General features: G+C 48.6%; 15 protein-coding genes. 11 read left to right on the top strand and 4 right to left on the bottom strand.

Annotated elements, in window-relative coordinates; translation table 11 throughout:
* Positions 1 to 26: 26 nt before the first annotated feature.
* Entirely contained in the window at positions 27 to 1,511 is a 1,485-nt protein-coding gene (locus tag EZV72_RS09875; protein ID WP_137167092.1) for a methyl-accepting chemotaxis protein, read from the top strand.
* A gap of 19 nt (positions 1,512 to 1,530) precedes the next feature.
* Here the strand turns inward: EZV72_RS09875 and EZV72_RS09870 are convergent, their stop codons facing one another.
* Complete coding sequence (locus tag EZV72_RS09870) at positions 1,531 to 2,085, bottom strand: DUF368 domain-containing protein (protein ID WP_137167091.1); 555 nt, start codon at positions 2,083 to 2,085, stop codon at positions 1,531 to 1,533.
* A gap of 425 nt (positions 2,086 to 2,510) precedes the next feature.
* On the opposite strand from EZV72_RS09870, the gene EZV72_RS09865 reads away from it, so the two are divergent.
* From EZV72_RS09865 to EZV72_RS09840, 6 genes are all read left to right on the top strand, one after another.
* Positions 2,511 to 3,044 (top strand): hypothetical protein, encoded by a 534-nt coding sequence (locus EZV72_RS09865; protein WP_137167090.1) that lies wholly within the window; start codon positions 2,511 to 2,513, stop codon positions 3,042 to 3,044.
* A gap of 16 nt (positions 3,045 to 3,060) precedes the next feature.
* Positions 3,061 to 4,059: a DNA topoisomerase IB gene (locus EZV72_RS09860; protein WP_137167089.1), complete on the top strand. Its 999-nt coding sequence runs from the start codon at positions 3,061 to 3,063 to the stop codon at positions 4,057 to 4,059.
* 432 nt (positions 4,060 to 4,491) lie between these two features.
* Positions 4,492 to 5,991 (top strand): sodium/proline symporter PutP, encoded by a 1,500-nt coding sequence (gene putP / locus EZV72_RS09855; protein WP_137167088.1) that lies wholly within the window; start codon positions 4,492 to 4,494, stop codon positions 5,989 to 5,991.
* A 13-nt stretch (positions 5,992 to 6,004) separates the two neighbouring features.
* Positions 6,005 to 7,114 carry a glutamate 5-kinase gene (proB, locus tag EZV72_RS09850; RefSeq protein ID WP_137167087.1) on the top strand — a complete coding sequence of 370 codons (1,110 nt, stop codon included), beginning with the start codon at positions 6,005 to 6,007 and terminating at the stop codon, positions 7,112 to 7,114.
* The gene (locus tag EZV72_RS09845; protein ID WP_137167086.1) at positions 7,111 to 8,358 is read left to right on the top strand and encodes a glutamate-5-semialdehyde dehydrogenase; all 1,248 of its coding nucleotides are present in this window, start codon (positions 7,111 to 7,113) and stop codon (positions 8,356 to 8,358) included. The genes proB and EZV72_RS09845 overlap by 4 nt, the downstream gene beginning before the upstream one ends.
* Before the next feature lie 112 nt (positions 8,359 to 8,470).
* The gene (locus tag EZV72_RS09840) at positions 8,471 to 9,352 is read left to right on the top strand and encodes a mechanosensitive ion channel family protein (RefSeq protein WP_137167085.1); all 882 of its coding nucleotides are present in this window, start codon (positions 8,471 to 8,473) and stop codon (positions 9,350 to 9,352) included.
* On the opposite strand, the gene EZV72_RS09835 is transcribed toward EZV72_RS09840, so the two are convergent.
* Positions 9,349 to 9,903, bottom strand: coding sequence for an HNH endonuclease (locus EZV72_RS09835; protein WP_137167084.1), 555 nt, complete (start codon positions 9,901 to 9,903; stop codon positions 9,349 to 9,351). The genes EZV72_RS09840 and EZV72_RS09835 overlap by 4 nt on opposite strands.
* Positions 9,904 to 10,259: 356 nt before the next feature.
* Here EZV72_RS09835 and pnp point away from each other — a divergent pair, with 356 nt between their 5' ends.
* Both pnp and EZV72_RS09825 read left to right on the top strand, forming a co-directional pair.
* A complete protein-coding gene (gene pnp, locus EZV72_RS09830; protein WP_137167083.1) occupies positions 10,260 to 12,380 on the top strand; it encodes a polyribonucleotide nucleotidyltransferase in 2,121 nt (706 codons plus the stop codon).
* Between the two features lie 70 nt (positions 12,381 to 12,450).
* Positions 12,451 to 12,753 (top strand): DUF1244 domain-containing protein, encoded by a 303-nt coding sequence (locus EZV72_RS09825; protein ID WP_137167082.1) that lies wholly within the window; start codon positions 12,451 to 12,453, stop codon positions 12,751 to 12,753.
* Here EZV72_RS09825 and cdd read toward each other — a convergent pair.
* Positions 12,750 to 13,160 carry a cytidine deaminase gene (gene cdd, locus EZV72_RS09820; RefSeq protein WP_137167081.1) on the bottom strand — a complete coding sequence of 137 codons (411 nt, stop codon included), beginning with the start codon at positions 13,158 to 13,160 and terminating at the stop codon, positions 12,750 to 12,752. The two genes, EZV72_RS09825 and cdd, sit on opposite strands and share 4 nt — an antisense overlap.
* A gap of 167 nt (positions 13,161 to 13,327) precedes the next feature.
* Here cdd and nlpI point away from each other — a divergent pair, with 167 nt between their 5' ends.
* Entirely contained in the window at positions 13,328 to 14,215 is an 888-nt protein-coding gene (gene nlpI, locus EZV72_RS09815; protein ID WP_137167080.1) for a lipoprotein NlpI, read from the top strand.
* Positions 14,216 to 14,222: 7 nt separating this feature from the next.
* Complete coding sequence (locus EZV72_RS09810) at positions 14,223 to 15,731, top strand: tetratricopeptide repeat protein (protein ID WP_175405089.1); 1,509 nt, start codon at positions 14,223 to 14,225, stop codon at positions 15,729 to 15,731.
* Here EZV72_RS09810 and cysZ read toward each other — a convergent pair.
* Positions 15,728 to 16,495, bottom strand: a complete 768-nt coding sequence (gene cysZ, locus EZV72_RS09805) for a sulfate transporter CysZ (RefSeq protein ID WP_137167079.1) — start codon at positions 16,493 to 16,495, stop codon at positions 15,728 to 15,730. The genes EZV72_RS09810 and cysZ overlap by 4 nt on opposite strands.
* Positions 16,496 to 16,569 lie beyond the last annotated feature (74 nt).

The following is a 16,569-nucleotide window of genomic DNA, read 5'->3' as shown; positions in this document are numbered from 1 at the left end:
TGCAGCTAACAAGGATATACGCCTTTATGAATACAATTCAGAAAAAATCACTCGTGGGTCTGTCTGCGCTGTGTGCAATAATTATGCTGGTGATTTTTTCGGTTAGCTACTATATGGCCAACCGTTATTTTGACAATCGTCTTCACAATGAGATGCAAAATTCCAGTAAAGCGCTGGCCGTGGTGCTGCAAGAGCCCGTATTTGCCTATGACAGCGCCCTGACCGCAGATATTCTTGATTCATTTGTACAGTTTCCTCATATCGCTGCTATTCAGGTGCTTGATCATCGGGATAAGGTCATTGCTGGTGAACTGGTTAATGCCGCGCCACATCTGTCGAGCAATCGGGTGCCGGTATTATGGGGTGGCGAACGGGTGGTCGGGCATGTTGTGATTCAGTTTGATATGAACAGCAATGCCGCCTTGCTCAGTGCACTGGCACTGACACTGCTGGTAATTGCGGTGATACTCATGTTCAGTCTGCAGCTGGCGAACTGGTTTATTCTGACCCGGTTTGTGACTCGCCCGGTACAGCTGATAGGTGCGGCGATGGATGAAATTGCCCGGGGCGGCGGGGATCTTACCCGCCGACTCAGTGTGACCACAAATGATGAGATAGGGCAGCTCGCCGCTGGTTTTAATGTGTTTATCAGTCACATCCATAAGCTGATGGTGAGTACATCTGCCGCGGCCGGTCTGCTTGAGGAATGTACCGCTAAAATTAAGCAAAATACTGCGACCAACGCTCAGGAAACCCAAAAGCAGTTAAATGAAATCAGTCAGGTCTCAGTCGCCATCAGTCAGATGACGGTTGCCAGTCAGCAGGTTGCTCAAAGCGCAGCGCGGACCTCTCAGACCACGCTGTCCAGTGCCGGGCTGGCCGAGCAGGGAAACCAGAAAGTGCGCAGAACCATTGATGAGGTGCATAGTCTGGGCGATAAAATCAGCCAGACGTCTGAAAAAATAACTGATTTAAAATCACGCAGTCAGGACATCTCTTCTGTGCTCGAGGTGATCAAAAGTATTGCCGAACAGACCAATCTCCTGGCGCTGAATGCGGCTATTGAAGCTGCCCGGGCCGGCGAGCAGGGTCGAGGGTTTGCTGTCGTTGCGGATGAGGTCCGGGCGCTGGCTCAGCGTACGCAAGATTCCACAACCGAAATTGAGCGGATCATCAATAACCTGCAAAAATCTACTGAAGAAGCAAACGGATTGATGGACACAACCCGTGCGTTGCTAAGCGAAACTATTGCTGATTCAACCCATGCAATCGGTGCGCTGCAGGAAATCATTGCCGAATTTGCTACTATCAATGAAATGAACCAGCAGATAGCGCATGCAAGCCAGCAACAGGGAGAAGTTGCCGGCGATGTAGATGCAAAAGTGACATCTATCATCACCATCACCAACAAGGTGTCCTGTCATGCTGAAAGCGTTGAACGTCTCAGCGAAGATTTAGACAGTATTAGTCAGGATATTCGCCAGGAATTATCTCAGTTCAAACTGGCCTGACACACGTTGGTCTGGTTATTCAGGCCAGCGCTTCAGTTACCTTGTGACTGCGTTTTGCCAGCAATGAAGAAACCTTGCTGACCTGTTGTGATTTTTTCAGGTTAACCACAACAGCAAAATGTTTACGGCGGATAGCATGGCGGACCATATCAATAATTTCAGTTCTGTCAGGCCGCAGGTTAAACAGGCCTGCCATAAATAAACCAATAAACACGCCGGGACTTATCATTGCTATAAATGTGAACAAAGGATTATTCTGGGTCAGCGCCGGACCCACGCTTACCAGTACCCACGCAACAATTAACCCGACAGCTAAACCGGCCGCACCAGAAATGATGTGGCTGTACCACATCCGGCTGCTCAGCTTTTGACTATCCTGTTCCAGTTTTTCACTGAAATCCATATCGGAAGGATTGATTACGGTAATCTGGTGTTGACCAACATCTGCTACCGCAGTCAGCTCATTCACCGATTCCTGTACATCCTGTTCGTTATCGTAAACCGCTGCTATTTGTGTTGCTGAATGATCAAGCAAACTCGAGCGCATGTCTTCCAGCGTATGTTTATAACTCATAACACACCATTTTTTTATCTGACCAACATCGTTGCGAATACAACGCAGTTAATGAGGAATAACAATCAAAATGTATGCCGGCCGCTAACTCGTTGAATTAAAGAATGAACATGGCTGCTGCGGGATGTTTAAGGTAAAAAGTGAGAAACATTTTCGAGTCATGTGCAATATTTTCCCTCACAAATTCGGGTTTGTGGAATGCTTATTACACCGGTAATGTCGGGTCCTTGCCAAGATATCGGGGGCGTTACGGCGCAAAAAAGTTGTATTTCAAACTGGCGAACAAATTGCTTATCTTAATAATATAAGTTGCATTTCAGACAGGCACCGGACAGGCCTTTGGCGCTTTTTCTGCTAAATTAAATATTCTAATAACAGGCCTCAGAAATGCTTTTCTGTTGTCTGACTACTGCTGGAGAAACTGTATGAAGCCATCCCTGGCAATTATCAGTGAGGACGGGGCTGCTGATGGACTAGCCACCACCCAATTGCTTAAGGAAGGCATCCAGAGTCAGAGCGTAACGGTCAACTCGCTCAGTATAAAATCAGCCATAAATGAGTTGTCTGAGATGGCTCACTACGATGGTTTTATTTTTAATCAGGGGCCGTCAGCGTCAATTCAGCAGCATGAGTTTTCCCAGTTTAAGCAAGCCAGCCTGAGTTTAGCTGACACAGGGGCCTGGCAAAACAAAGTGGCGGCGGGTCTGGTTCCCCTTCAGTTATCCGGTATGCAGCGAATAACCGCGCTGCTGGATTTATCCATGTTTTGCGCCCGTCACCATATGATTTGGGTCAGCACCGAAAAGGATGAGGGGCATGATCAGTACAACAGCCAGGCAATATCAGGAAATACGGTACGCCGAATGGATACGCTGAACAGTTCGGCAGAGCAGATCGCTTACCGGTTTGGCCAGAAGATTGCGTGCGTTACCCGGTTATGGTGTGACAATCAGACCTAATTTAACAGGAGTCAGTGTGGATAGTAATGAGCTCACGATTTCCCGCAAACGAAGCGGTAAGGGCTTTGTGTACCGGTATGCCTCAGGCACAAAAATTACTGCAAAACGGGTATTGCAACGGATAAACAAACTGGTGATTCCACCTAAATGGGAGCAGGTCCGGATTGCTAAGGATCCAAAGCAGGCTTTACAGGTCACCGGTTACGATGAAAAGCAGCGCAAACAGTACATTTATCATCCTGACTGGCATGCCAGTCAACAGCGGAAAAAGTTCGAGCGACTCAGTGAGTTTGGCCTGGTTTTACCCGAGTTCAGACAATATTGCTGGAAGCAGGTAGAACAACCAGACTGGCCGGTAGAAAAAACGCTGGCGCTGGTATGTTTACTGCTCGACCATACCGGCTTACGCGCAGGCAACCGGCAATACACCCAGTCTAACAATACCTTCGGGCTTACCACGCTCAGACGTAAGCACGTTCAGCACAATGATAACTCCGTGCAGCTGGCATTTATTGGTAAGCACAATAAAAACCGACGGGTGGATATTGAAGATCCTGAGCTGGCAAATCTGGTAGCGCAAAGCGCCGATGAACGCGGCTACGCACTGTTTCGCTACGAAGATAAAAATGGCTGGCATGATGTGGATGCCAGTGATGTCAACGGCTTTATCCATAGCCATCTGGGAGAGGCCTTTACCTGCAAAGATTTTCGTACCTGGGGCGCCAGCCGTTACGGGCTGTTAAGTTTACCGGAGGTCAGGGAGTATATTGCCAAAAACCAGCGCAGAAAATGGGCGCCCAGCCTGACTTCACATGTTGCCCGAATGTTGGGCAACACCCCGACGGTGTGTCGTAAATACTACCTGCATCCTCAGCTTATTTCTCTGGTCGATAATCATGAACAGCGAGAAAAAACTACCGAACAGGTCGCAGAATATTTAAGTGGGAAAGATCACAACGACATTCTGAGCCATTCAGAATTATTGTTGTCGCGTGTTATTACCCCATCTCAATAAAGACTAGTGGTGAAACTCTGGATTTGCACAGCAAGACTCATTCGTTAGCCCTGCTAATTAATTATTTTCACTGACTTGTATAACATTCAATTGAAATGAATACTTTTCAAAGTAAATTGCATGAAAATAGCTTGTCTTAACATTTTTTAAACACCGTTTTTATTAACTTAAATGTTCTTTTGAAACACTAAAGTCGAAGCTTGCAGGGGGTTATAGCAGGTATGGAAATGTTAATAGCAGGGTGGGTGCATATTCTGCCTGAACCAGTCTTTAATTAGTTATAAAGTCATTACCAGATTTGCAATTGGTATGATTGGGCTGATATAGTTTGAGTTCAAATTAAAGGTTGGGTGCCTGATTTGACGTCGTTATGACACTTGCGGCTCACGGACTCAGCCAACATTCGCAAAAGAAAGGAGATCGTTCCTTACTATGCCAATTGAAAGTTATATATCGCTGGCAGTTTATTTTCTGGCAATGCTGGGAATTGGACTGTTTGCTTATAAAAACTCAACTGACGATATTTCGGGCTATATTTTAGGTGGGCGTCAGGTCAGTCCGCAGGTAACCGCATTATCAGCCGGCGCTTCTGACATGAGCGGCTGGATGCTAATGGGGTTACCTGGCGCTATGTTCCTGACCGGCTTTGACGCTATGTATATTGCGATTGGATTACTGGCCGGTGCGTTAGCCAATTACTTACTGGTTGCGCCTAAGTTACGGGTTTACACCGAGGTGGCAGATGACTCGCTGACGGTGCCTGAGTTTTTCGCCAAACGGTTTGGTCAATCAAGTTCGGCAGTCAGAATGGTTTCTGCAGCGATTATTGTGATGTTTTTTACCTTGTATACGTCAGCAGGCCTGGTGGCGGGCGGTAAGCTGTTTGTCAGTGCATTTGATGTGAATTATCAGGCAGGATTGCTGATCACACTGGGCGTTGTGGTGTCTTACACCTTACTTGGCGGCTTTCTGGCAGTAAGCATGACCGACTTTGTACAAGGCTGCATTATGTTTGTGGCGTTAGTATTAGTACCTATAGTGGCATATACCCAGTTTGATAGTGCCGCGCAGATGAATGCGGCAGCAATGGAATCGGTACCGGGCTTTCTTGAGTCCTGGGAAGGCCTGACTGCGATTGGTTTATTATCGAGTCTGGCGTGGGGGCTGGGATATTTTGGTCAGCCTCATATTATCGTTCGCTTTATGGCAATCCGTTCTGTCAGGGCGGTGAGCACAGCGCGGAACATTGGTATGTCGTGGATGCTGGTAACCATTATCGGCGCCTTGGCGACCGGATTCGTGGGTATTGCCTATGCCAATCAGTTTGGTTTGCAGGTCAATGATGCAGAAACGATTTTTATTCTGTTTTCGCAGATCCTGTTTCATCCGTTAATCAGCGGGTTTCTGATGGCTGCGATTTTGGCTGCCATAATGAGTACGATTTCGTCGCAACTGCTGGTTTCAGCAAGTTCGCTGACAGAAGATATTTATCGCGTGGTGTCGAGTAAGCAGGTGGATGACGCGAAAACGGTAAAAATTGGTCGGTTTGGCGTAGCCGGTGTGGCTTTTGTTGCACTATTATTAGCGATGGATTCAAGCAATACCATTTTATCTCTGGTAAGCAACGCGTGGGCAGGTTTTGGCGCCGCATTTGGTCCATTAGTCCTGTTTTGTCTGTATAAAAAGGACCTGACAGAAAAAGCCGCTCTGTGGGGCATTATTACCGGCGCAGCAATGGTGCTGTTCTGGATTTATGCACCTGTGCTACCTGACGGTAAGGCATTGACCAGTGAAGTTTATGAAATTATACCGGGGTTTTTAGTAAGTATGGCAACGTTGTGGATTGTTTCTGCGCTGGATAAAGCGCCGTCAGACAACGTTAAACAAACATATTTGAAAGCGACCCGGAAATTAGCAGAACAACAGTCTTAAGGTGATTGAAGTTATGAATCGTGCAAATTGGAAACGCATTGTAATTAAAGTAGGGAGTGCATTAATTGCCCCTAATCGACAGGGGTGTAGTAGTCATTACTTGCTTAGCATTGCGCAGTTTATTGTTAAATGTCGGGCAGAAGGTATTCAGGTTGTACTGGTATCTTCAGGTTCGGTAGCTGCTGGCTCGCACATGTTTCCTGAACAGGAATCTACCGATATTGCGGTAAAAAAAGCGATGGCAGCAGCGGGGCAGATGGAAATGATGTCGACCTGGGATAAGTTATTCGACTTTCCAACGTCGCAAATTCTGTTGACCCACGCCGATCTTCGCGATCGGGAACGTTATGTAAGTATCCGGGAAACATTGTTCAGTCTGATGGACAACAATATTTTGCCGGTGGTGAATGAGAACGATACCGTCACCACGGATAAACTGAAGGTGGGTGACAACGACAACCTTTCAGCGATGGTTGCGGCGGCTGCTGATGCAGACGCGTTGATTATCTGTTCAGACATTGACGGCTTATATAACAAAAATCCTCATGAGCATGACGATGCGAAGCTATTGTCATGGGTTGAGAACATTGACGAGAGTATTTATGCCATGGCCGGTGGCGCTGTTGAAGGCGGCGTGGGAACCGGTGGTATGCGCACAAAGATTGAAGCAGCAGAAAAAGCAGTTTCGCATGGCATAGATACTTTTATTATCAATGGATTTACTGAATTGTCGTTTAACATGTTGCTGGATGGCAAGAATCCGGGAACCCACTTCCAGGCTTACGAAGTGCCGATGAAAGAAAATGTGCACTGGATGCGTCATACGTCAAACGCACAGGGCGAAGTCATTGTTGAGAGCAACTTTGAAGCCTCACTGGAAAGCGACACTGAAAAATTAACAAGCAGTGAAATTATCGATGTAAAAGGCGAGTTTTCGGTGGGTGACACCATTCTGGTAAGAAAGGATGATGGCACCAAACTGGTCAAGGCAAAATCTAATTACAGCAGTTGTTTGCTGAATTTTATTGCCAAACAGGAAAACGAAGAGTTCGCTACCGAGTTTGAGGAAAAAACCGGTCCGATTATTTCACAACAGCATATAGCAAATCTGGAGAAGGAATGAGTGTAATTACTGAGTTAGCACAACAGGCAAAACAGGCAGCAAAAAAACTGGCAGTGCTGGACACTGCCAGCAAGAACGCCATATTGCGGGATATGGCTGCGGCAATCCGTGCTAATAAGGAAACCATTAAAGCAGTAAACGAAAAGGAAGTCGCGCGGGCCAAAGAGAATAATCTTGACGCGGCCATGACCGATCGTCTTATTTTAAATGACGAGCGAATTGAAGATATGGCGGCGGGTATCGAAGTGATTATTGAATTAGATGATCCGATAGGTTCAACTCGCTCAATGGGGCAGCGCCCCAATGGTATTGATATTCGCAAAATGCGCATTCCGCTGGGTGTGGTATGTATGATCTATGAAGCACGTCCGAACGTGACTGCCGATGCCGGTGCATTGTGCTTCAAATCGGGCAATGCCTGTATTCTACGCGGCGGTAAAGAGGCTCTGGACACGAGTCTGGCCATTTCAGGTCTGCTGCAGGACGTACTGGAACAGCACGGTTTGCCAAAGGCGTTGATTACAGTTGTCCCTAATCCTGATCGCAGCCTGATGCAGGAGTTGATGGAACAGCGTGATTATATCGACGTTATCATCCCTCGTGGTGGTGAAGGTCTTATCAATTATGTGACTGAAAATTCTAAGGTACCGGTTATTCAGCACTTTAAAGGGGTATGTCATCTTTATGTCGATAAAGATGCTGACCTGGATAAAGCGCTGGCATTGCTGCTTAACGGTAAAACGCAGCGCACTGGTGTATGTAATGCGCTGGAGGGGCTGGTGGTCCATCAGGCGGTGGCTGCAGATTTTCTGCCTAAAGTAGCAGCCGCTTTTGCTGAAAAAGGCGTCACCGTGCATGTTAATGAAAAAGGTGCGCAGTACTTTGATAATGCTGACGTACTGGCTGAGGATGCATACGGTGAAGAGTATCTGGGTCTGGAAATTGCCATTCGTGTAGTGGATGATTTTGATGCCGCGCTTGACCACATTGCTGATTTTGGTAGTAACCATACTGAAGTTATCTGTACCAGAAATGAGCAGACAGCGCAGCACTTCCAGTTGGCAGTGGATGCGGCCGTAGTGATGGTGAATGCATCTTCGCGTTTTTCTGATGGCAGCCAGCTGGGCTTGGGAGCAGAGATTGGTATTGCTACCACCAAGTTGCATGCTTACGGGCCGATGGGTCTGGAATCGCTGACCGCAGAAAAATTCCTGGTAAATGGTGAAGGTCAGATCAGGGAATAAATAACAGCTGGTCGGCATTGTTAGCCGACCCTGATTTAGTCATAATAACACCGGGCTTTGTCCCGGTGTTTTTTTTATTGCGCATCAAATATTTAATAAAAAGGAGTCGCGCGTGCAGTTTGACCTTCATAGTCTGTGGAATGAGACGCTGGCGTTTGCCGCTGATTACAAACTACTGACTTCCGCTGTTATTGTTATTTTGTTTTTAGCGTTGCAGCGGCTGGTACTTCGTCTTATTCGCATGCGCAGCCGCCGTAAGGGGGAAGACCGGCGCCACACCCTGAATTTGCTGGAGCAGATCTCCAACGGCTTACTGTTTATTATTCTTATTATGGTGTGGAGCTCTGAGATTCAGAGCCTGGCGATTTCGATTGCAGCCTTTATGGTGGCGATTGTCATCGCTATGCGGGAATTTATTCAGTGTTTTCTGGGCTTTATTTACTACCTGGGCGCCAAGCCATTCAGAGTCGGTGACTGGGTGCAAATCAATCAGGCAGTGGGTGAAGTGGTCGAAATGGACTGGGCCAAAACTGCGCTGCTGGAAGTGGACCCGGATAACTATACTTACACCGGTAAACACGTTTATGTACCCAACAACCAGCTGGTAACTCAAGTGGTGCGCAATCTTAACTTCCTGCGCCGATATAACCTGCATAAGTTTTCACTGACTACCGAGGCCAAGGTTAATCCTTATAGCCTGTTACCGGCCTTTGTTGCCCGGGCCAAGGCACATTGTGAGTTTTACCGTGATGTAGCAGAACGTTATAAAGGGCTTATCGAGCGTCATCTGGACGTAGAATTTATTCACATTGACCCTACCATCAGTGTGGAAACTAACGAACTGGCTCACAATGTGGTTACCATTGAACTGTTTTGCCCCACTGACGCCGCTCACGACTTACAGCAGAAGATCTCAGCTGACTGGATGAACCTGTGGTACAAAGCGCTGGCTGAGCATGAAAGCGCTGCGGGTTCTGAAACCAGCGCCGGTTAAGCGCTGGCCGCCCATTCCCGTTGCCGGGTGAAGTGACTGCTGAGAAACTCCATCTGGTCAGCCAGGATACGCCGGTTCATCAGATAAAAGCGCTCGTAAACATTGGGCCTGAAGGGCACCGCCAGTAGCGGCATACCGGCTTCTTCGGGGGTGCGGGCTCCCTTGGCATGATTACAGCGCTGGCAGGATGTGGCGACATTGGTCCAGCAGTCCTGACCACCCCGGGAGCGGGGCAGAATGTGGTCCCGGGTCAGCACAGACGGTGAAAAAGTGTGACCGCAGTACAGACAGAGGCTATTGTCACGGCGAAACAGATACCGATTGGTCAGGGCAACTTTTCCGGATAAATCAGTGATTTTCCCATCACAGGCAATAATTGTTGATAAGCGCATGGTGCTCTGCTCACCGGCCCGGTTCCAGCCGCCGTGTAAAACCCGGTGGCTGCGGCCCAGCTCAAATAACACCTTCTCCTGACAATACAGTCTGGCCGCCTGTTCGATATTCAACCATTCCTGCGGCATACCCGCTTTGTTTAGTCTTAGTACCAGCATGTTGGCTCTCCCCATACTTCTACTACTAGGATACGTCGAAATATTGCAAATTGATGAAAAATCCACCAGTTAAGGTTAATTTATCCTGAATCCAGCGATTTGTTAACTGATTCTTTTTTAAAAAAACAGGGCATTGATAACCGATGCTTGGCATGCCTGCATTTCGCTGATAGGGTAACGGCATTCTCACCGGTTGACTAAGCCGGTGAATCGGTGCCGCTGGCGGGGACCGGACTGACCTGTTGAATAGCGGGTGGAATTCGCCATCGACAATGGTATTAGGCCTGTTTCGGGGCTATACTATGCGCCGCGTTGAAAAGCGAAAATAGAAAAGACAGATATTTAAAGGACAAATAGTGACTCCTATTACAAAATCATTCCAGTATGGTCAGCATACTGTCACATTAGAGACCGGCGTGATTGCCCGTCAGGCAACCGCGTCTGTAATGGCCAGCATGGACGATACCGCCGTGCTGGTAACTGTGGTGGGTAAGAAAGAAGCCAAGCCAGACCAGGACTTCTTCCCATTAACAGTTAACTATCAGGAAAAGGCCTATGCGGCTGGTAAAATCCCTGGTGGTTTCTTCAAGCGTGAAGGTCGTCCTTCAGAAGGCGAAACACTGATTGCACGTTTGATCGATCGTCCGATTCGTCCACTATTCCCGGAAGGGTTTAAAAACGAAGTTCAGGTTGTGGTAACTGTGATGTCTGCCAACCCTGAAATTCCAACCGATATCGTATCTTTGATCGGTACGTCTGCTGCACTGGCCATCTCAGGTATTCCGTTTAACGGCCCGATTGGTGCTGCCCGTGTTGGTTATTCAAACGGTGAGTACATCCTGAACACCCGTGCGTCTGAGCAAGCGGAAAGTGAGCTGGATCTGGTTGTTGCCGGTACTGAAGGTGCGGTTCTGATGGTTGAGTCAGAAGCGGACGTTCTGTCTGAAGATGTCATGCTGGGTGCGGTGATGTTCGGTCACGAGCAAATGCAGTCAGTGGTTTCTGCGGTTAAAGAATTTGCTGCCGACGTTGCCACGCCAGCGTGGGACTGGCAGCCGCCTGCTGAAAACACATCTTTGAAAGACAAAGTTAAAGCTGCGGCTCTGAGCGGTATGACAGAAGCTTACCAAATCTCTGATAAGCTGGCGCGTAAAGACGCAGTTACAGCCGTTAAAGAAAAAGCCCTGGCTGAGATTCTGGAGCAGGACGAAGCGCAGGAACAAAAAGAAGTGCTGGATCTGCTGCATGACCTGGAAAGTGACGTAGTACGTTCACGCATCTTGTCTGGCGAGCCGCGTATTGATGGCCGTGATCCGGCTATGATTCGGGCACTGGATGTGGCTACAGGTATTTTACCGCGTACTCACGGTTCAGCGCTGTTCACCCGTGGTGAAACACAGGCGATTGTGGCTGCTACTCTGGGTACAGAGCGTGATGCACAGATGATTGACGAGCTGCAGGGTAAGCGCGACAGCCGCTTCATGCTGCACTACAACTTCCCTCCTTACTGTGTGGGCGAAACCGGCATGATCGGTTCTCCTAAGCGCCGTGAAATCGGCCACGGTCGTCTGGCCAAACGCGGTATTCAGGCAGTGATGCCAAGCGAAGAAGATTTCCCGTATGTTGTTCGTGTGGTTTCTGAAATCACTGAATCAAACGGTTCTTCATCAATGGCTTCTGTTTGTGGTACTTCACTTGCGCTGATGGATGCTGGTGTACCTATCAAGTCATCGGTTGCCGGTATTGCAATGGGTCTGGTTAAGAGCGACGACAATTTTGTGGTTCTGTCTGACATTCTGGGTGATGAAGATCACCTGGGTGATATGGACTTTAAAGTAGCCGGTACGACTGATGGTATCACTGCGCTGCAGATGGATATCAAAATTGAAGGTATTACCAAAGAGATCATGCAGATTGCGCTGAAACAGGCGAAAGAAGCCCGTTTACACATCCTTAAAGTGATGGATGCTGCTATCTCTGGTCACCGTGATGAGCTGAGCGAATTTGCACCGCGCATTTACACCATGAAGATCGATCAGGACAAGATCCGCGATGTCATTGGTAAAGGCGGCGCGATGATTCGTCAGATCACCGAAGAGTCAGAAACCAACATCGAAATCGAAGATGACGGTACTATCAAGATTTTTGCTACTGAACGTGCTAAAGCCGATATTGCTATCAGCAAGATCGAGCAGGTAACAGCAGAAATCGAAGTAGGCAAAACCTACCACGGCAAAGTAACCCGTATCGTTGATTTTGGTGCGTTTGTTGAAGTATTACCAGGTAAAGAAGGTCTGGTACACATTTCACAAATCGCTCATGAGCGTGTTAACAAGGTGACTGATTATCTGTCAGAAGGCCAGATGACTGACGTGAAAGTGATGGAAATTGACCGTCAGAACCGCGTTCGTCTGAGCATTAAAGAGCTGCTTGAAAAGCCAGCGCCAAAACAGGACGATGCAGGTCAGGGCGAATAATTTCGCAGTCTGACTAACATTTAATGTTGAAAAAGGAGGCTGCGGCCTCCTTTTGTTTTTGGAGAATAAAATGGATAAGCAAACCCAAACCGAAGTAGAAGCCGCCGCATTTCGGCGTCTGTTAAGCCATCTGGACAACAATAAAGATGTGCAGAACATTGATCTGATGGTACTGGCAGATTTTTGTCGTAACTGTCTGGCCAAGTGGTATATGGCAGAAGCCAATGAGCGCGGTGAAGAGATGGATTACGAGCAGGCCCGTGAAGTGGTGTATAAGATGCCATACTCACAATGGAAAGCAGAACATCAGCTTCCGGCCACCCAGCAACAGCTGGATGCCCTGGAAGCGCGTCAGCAAGGTAAGCAAGCCTAGCGGTGGGTCAGGTCAGTGTTGCGAAAGGCATAAGGTAGCAGTTCGCCAATACTGACTTGTTTTATAGTACCGGTTCTGGTTGCCATAATAACGGCGACGTCATCATGGGCAAATTCAGCAATTTTTTGCCTGCAGCCCCCACAGGGAAAACAGAGTTCATCAGAAGGGCTGGCAATGACAATAGCTTTAATGCCTTTGCCACCGGCAGCCACCATAGTCCCGATGGCTGTTGCTTCAGCGCACTGGCCCAGCGGGTAGGCCGCATTTTCTACATTGCAGCCGGCGTGAATCTGGCCATTATCCGACAATACTGCCGCGCCAACCTGAAAGCCCGAATACGGTGCGTGTGCGTTGGCCTGAGCGTTAAATGCCTGTTCTATCAGAGCTTGTTTTTTTTGTGAGTCCATGTGTTACCTGTATCAAATCAGATGTGCTTTACTTTTAATAGCAAATGGGCGAAGGTGACGCCTGTCATAAATGTCGCAGGAAAGGCTGGCAGTATAACGTTGCTGCGGGTTGCACAAATTGTCACCAGGCCTCTTCGTTTTTAACTATCAATGATGCCTTTTTTAACATGCGAAATCTTATAAGTCTCATTCTTTTTTCATTATGTGCCGGACTGGCGGCCTGTTCCAGTGTCCCTGAGCCAGAAAGCACCAGTCAGATGGGTAATTTATTACTTGCCGAGCCAGCTCCGGTCAGTCCGCGATCACAAATGGCGATCGCCCGCTATAATCAGATTCTGACCAGTCCCAAACTGACCGATGAGGAACGCGCTGAGCTGCACTATCATCGTGGCATGCTGTATGACAGCGTAGGGCTGACCGGCCTTGCTCAGTTTGATTACAGCCAGGCGCTGCAGCTTAAACCGGATTTTGCCGAAGCCTATAACTCTATTGGTATTCACTTTATTCAGCAGCAAGAGTTTATTCAGGCGTATGAAGCGTTTGATTCTACCCTGGATATCGACCCTGAGTATGACTTTGCCTTTTTAAACCGGGGGATTGCGTTGTACTATGGTGATCGGGCCGACCTGGCCACCGATGACCTGGCCACATTCTATCAACAGGATGATAGCGATCCGTTTCGGGCTCTGTGGGTTTACTTCGCCCGCCAGCAACATAATCCGGAACAGGCCCGCACGAAGCTTGAGCAGGCAAAACAGACTATTGAAGCCGACCACTGGGCCATAACGCTCATCGATTTATTTTTAGGTCAGGCCAGCGAGGCTGACCTGCTGAGCAAATTGATTGAAGGTGTCAGTACGCAGCAGGCGCTGACAGAACGTTTGTGTGAAGCCTATTTTTATCTGGGTAAATACCACGCCGCCCAGGGCAATAATGGCAAAGCAGCCAATTATTTCAAGTTGGCCTTAAGTACCAATGTATTTGATTATGTGGAATATCGGTATGCCCGGCTTGAGCTCAATATGCTGCGCCAGCCCCAGGATGCAGTGAACTAGCCGATTTATGCGTTCGATTATTTTTGCGTTACTGGCATTTCTTATTGTCAGTACTGATAGCGGTCTGTATCCGGCTCAACTGCTGGCTAATGCCAGTGAAGCCGAGTCTCCCGGCCCGTTGTTGTGGGCGGCGACTCGTCATGGAAACAGTGAAGCCCAGGCTCGCCTGCTTGATTATGCAACCACAACCGATGATGCCCGGGCTCGGGACTACTGGCTAGAACAACTGGTATCGGTAGATGATCCAGAGGCAGCCTGGTTGCTATATCAGCAAGCCGGGCCAGAACAATCTGCCGATAGCCTGATGCGGCTCGCGGCCCGTGGCAATGTACCCGAAGCGCAGCTCGAATTCGCAATGGATACTGACGCACCGCAAAAGCGGGAAAAGTGGCTAATGAAAGCCGCTGAGCAGGGGTATCAGCCTGCTCAGGCCGCTCTAGCCGACTGGTATCTGTTACAGCAACAACCGAATGCAGCGTTACCCTGGCTGGAAAAAACCGCGCAGGATTACCCGCAAAGCGCATTTAAACTAGGGCGGCTGTTATGGAGCCAGCATCAACGCGAAGCGGCTGGTCACTGGTTACAGGTCGCAGCCGACAGCGGTCATGAGCAGGCGCAGCGATTTACCCGGGTCATGCATCATTTTCAGCCCCAGACACTTGCTTCTGTTACCACACAGCCCTGGCCAAAGACGTCCCAGTGCCATCAGCGTATTCAGATGTTTGCCACGTCATTGTCGTCAATTGAGCGGGCCAGCCATTTATATCAGGACTGGCAAAATGACACGCGGCTGGATAATGTGGGAATCTGTATCGCTGCGCCGTTATGGATTGAAGACGAGGCATTTACCTGTAGCGCTAATTACAAACAGCAGGGGCGGCTTGGCTGCGATTTACGCCCACTGGCTGATGCAGTTGAAAAACGAGAAGCCACGCATATTATTGTGGTCAGCGATTTAGGCATTGCCAATGTTAATAATGGCGCTATGTTTCTGGATATCTCTGACAGCTACTCGGTCATGGTGCATGAACTGGCGCATTTTGCCGGATTTGTTGACGAATATCCGCTGAGTCGTTCTGCTGCCCGTAAACACTGTAAGGTGACCGATGCCCCTAATCTGGTGGTTGATGGTAAAATGACATATCGCCCGGTGACAACGGCGCTGCGCTGGCAACAAAGTGGCCGGCTGACCGGTATCAGCGAGTCAAAATCCTGTGAGGCGATTGGTCAGAAGGCCTACAAGCCAAGCCGGCAAATTACCTTTTTAGAACATCATGACAGTGGTGTGATCCCGCCGGTGTACTTGCGTTTATGGCAACAGCAGCTGGAAAATCCGCAGGCCCAGCGTCCGGTGTATATGAACCTGTTTCAGGCGTTTCATTATGCCGGTAACCAGCAGGCCGCCGGAAAATGGCTCGATAAATACAATGCTTTTACCCAGCCAGCGTCAGCTCAACCCGCCGCCCAAGAGCAGGGTGCCGATGACCCTGCTGCCCGTCCGGTGGCTGTCGATTAGTCTGTCGGCGGGTTAGTTAATGGTGCCCGCCGCAGATCGCCAGACAATTCACTGACCCACATTGCCGTTGCGCCGCAAATGGCCACCGGCATCACAATAAAGTTGAGAATGGGGATAAGCGAGCACAGGTTCACCATAATTCCAAAGGAGAATGCCTTGCCTTTATGCTGAGCCAGATGACGGCGCATCGTGGAAAAGGGCACTTTGTGATTATCATACGGGTAGTCGCAGTACTGAATCGCCTGCATCCAGGCTGAAAACATAAACCACACCACCTGACCAATAATGGGTACAAATAAAAAAATCAGCAAAAACCCAATCGCCCGTGGTAAATACCAGGCAAGCTTGGCAAATTCCCGTCCCAGTGTACGGGGAATGTCTTTGATCAGACTCAGTACACCCTCATCGCCAAGATCCTGTCCGGTGAGGTGGCGCTCGACCTTTTCCGCCAGAATGCCGTTGAACGGAGCAGCAATCCAGTTAGCCAGGGTGCCGAAAATCAGAGCAAAGATCAGCAATACAATGATAACTGCAATAGGCCATAGCAGATACTCCAGCGCTGTTTTGACCCAGCCAAACCATTGCGGGATCAGGCTCATCAGCCAGTCGATAGCCACGCCAATTTCTGCAAACAGAAAATAAAAAGCGGTAATAAACAAAAGCAGGTTTACAGTCAGCGGCACTAAAACAAAGCGCTTGAGCCCTTTGGTGCGTATTAGTGAAAAACCGCTGGAGAAGTAGGCAAAGCCACTACGGGATATCATCCAGACTCCATATTCCAAAAAAGTGTAGTATATCGTCAATCGCACAGCTGTACTCAAATCTCAATTGTTACAGC

Source organism: Salinimonas lutimaris (assembly GCF_005222225.1).
Classification (GTDB): Bacteria; Pseudomonadota; Gammaproteobacteria; order Enterobacterales; family Alteromonadaceae; genus Alteromonas; species Alteromonas lutimaris.
This window is presented reverse-complemented; position numbering and strand designations above follow the sequence as displayed.

Bases quoted from the DNA above. Each gene is read 5' to 3' on its own strand.
- EZV72_RS09825 (WP_137167082.1), top strand. From the start codon at position 12,451: ATGGATAAGCAAACCCAAACCGAAGTAGAAGCCGCCGCATTTCGGCGT.
- EZV72_RS09835 (WP_137167084.1), bottom strand. From the start codon at position 9,903: ATGCTGGTACTAAGACTAAACAAAGCGGGTATGCCGCAGGAATGGTTG.
- cdd (WP_137167081.1), bottom strand. From the start codon at position 13,160: ATGGACTCACAAAAAAAACAAGCTCTGATAGAACAGGCATTTAACGCT.
- EZV72_RS09845 (WP_137167086.1), top strand. From the start codon at position 7,111: ATGAGTGTAATTACTGAGTTAGCACAACAGGCAAAACAGGCAGCAAAA.
- nlpI (WP_137167080.1), top strand. From the start codon at position 13,328: ATGCGAAATCTTATAAGTCTCATTCTTTTTTCATTATGTGCCGGACTG.
- cysZ (WP_137167079.1), bottom strand. From the start codon at position 16,495: ATGATATCCCGTAGTGGCTTTGCCTACTTCTCCAGCGGTTTTTCACTA.
- putP (WP_137167088.1), top strand. From the start codon at position 4,492: ATGCCAATTGAAAGTTATATATCGCTGGCAGTTTATTTTCTGGCAATG.
- EZV72_RS09875 (WP_137167092.1), top strand. From the start codon at position 27: ATGAATACAATTCAGAAAAAATCACTCGTGGGTCTGTCTGCGCTGTGT.
- EZV72_RS09870 (WP_137167091.1), bottom strand. From the start codon at position 2,085: ATGAGTTATAAACATACGCTGGAAGACATGCGCTCGAGTTTGCTTGAT.
- EZV72_RS09865 (WP_137167090.1), top strand. From the start codon at position 2,511: ATGAAGCCATCCCTGGCAATTATCAGTGAGGACGGGGCTGCTGATGGA.
- proB (WP_137167087.1), top strand. From the start codon at position 6,005: ATGAATCGTGCAAATTGGAAACGCATTGTAATTAAAGTAGGGAGTGCA.
- EZV72_RS09810 (WP_175405089.1), top strand. From the start codon at position 14,223: ATGCGTTCGATTATTTTTGCGTTACTGGCATTTCTTATTGTCAGTACT.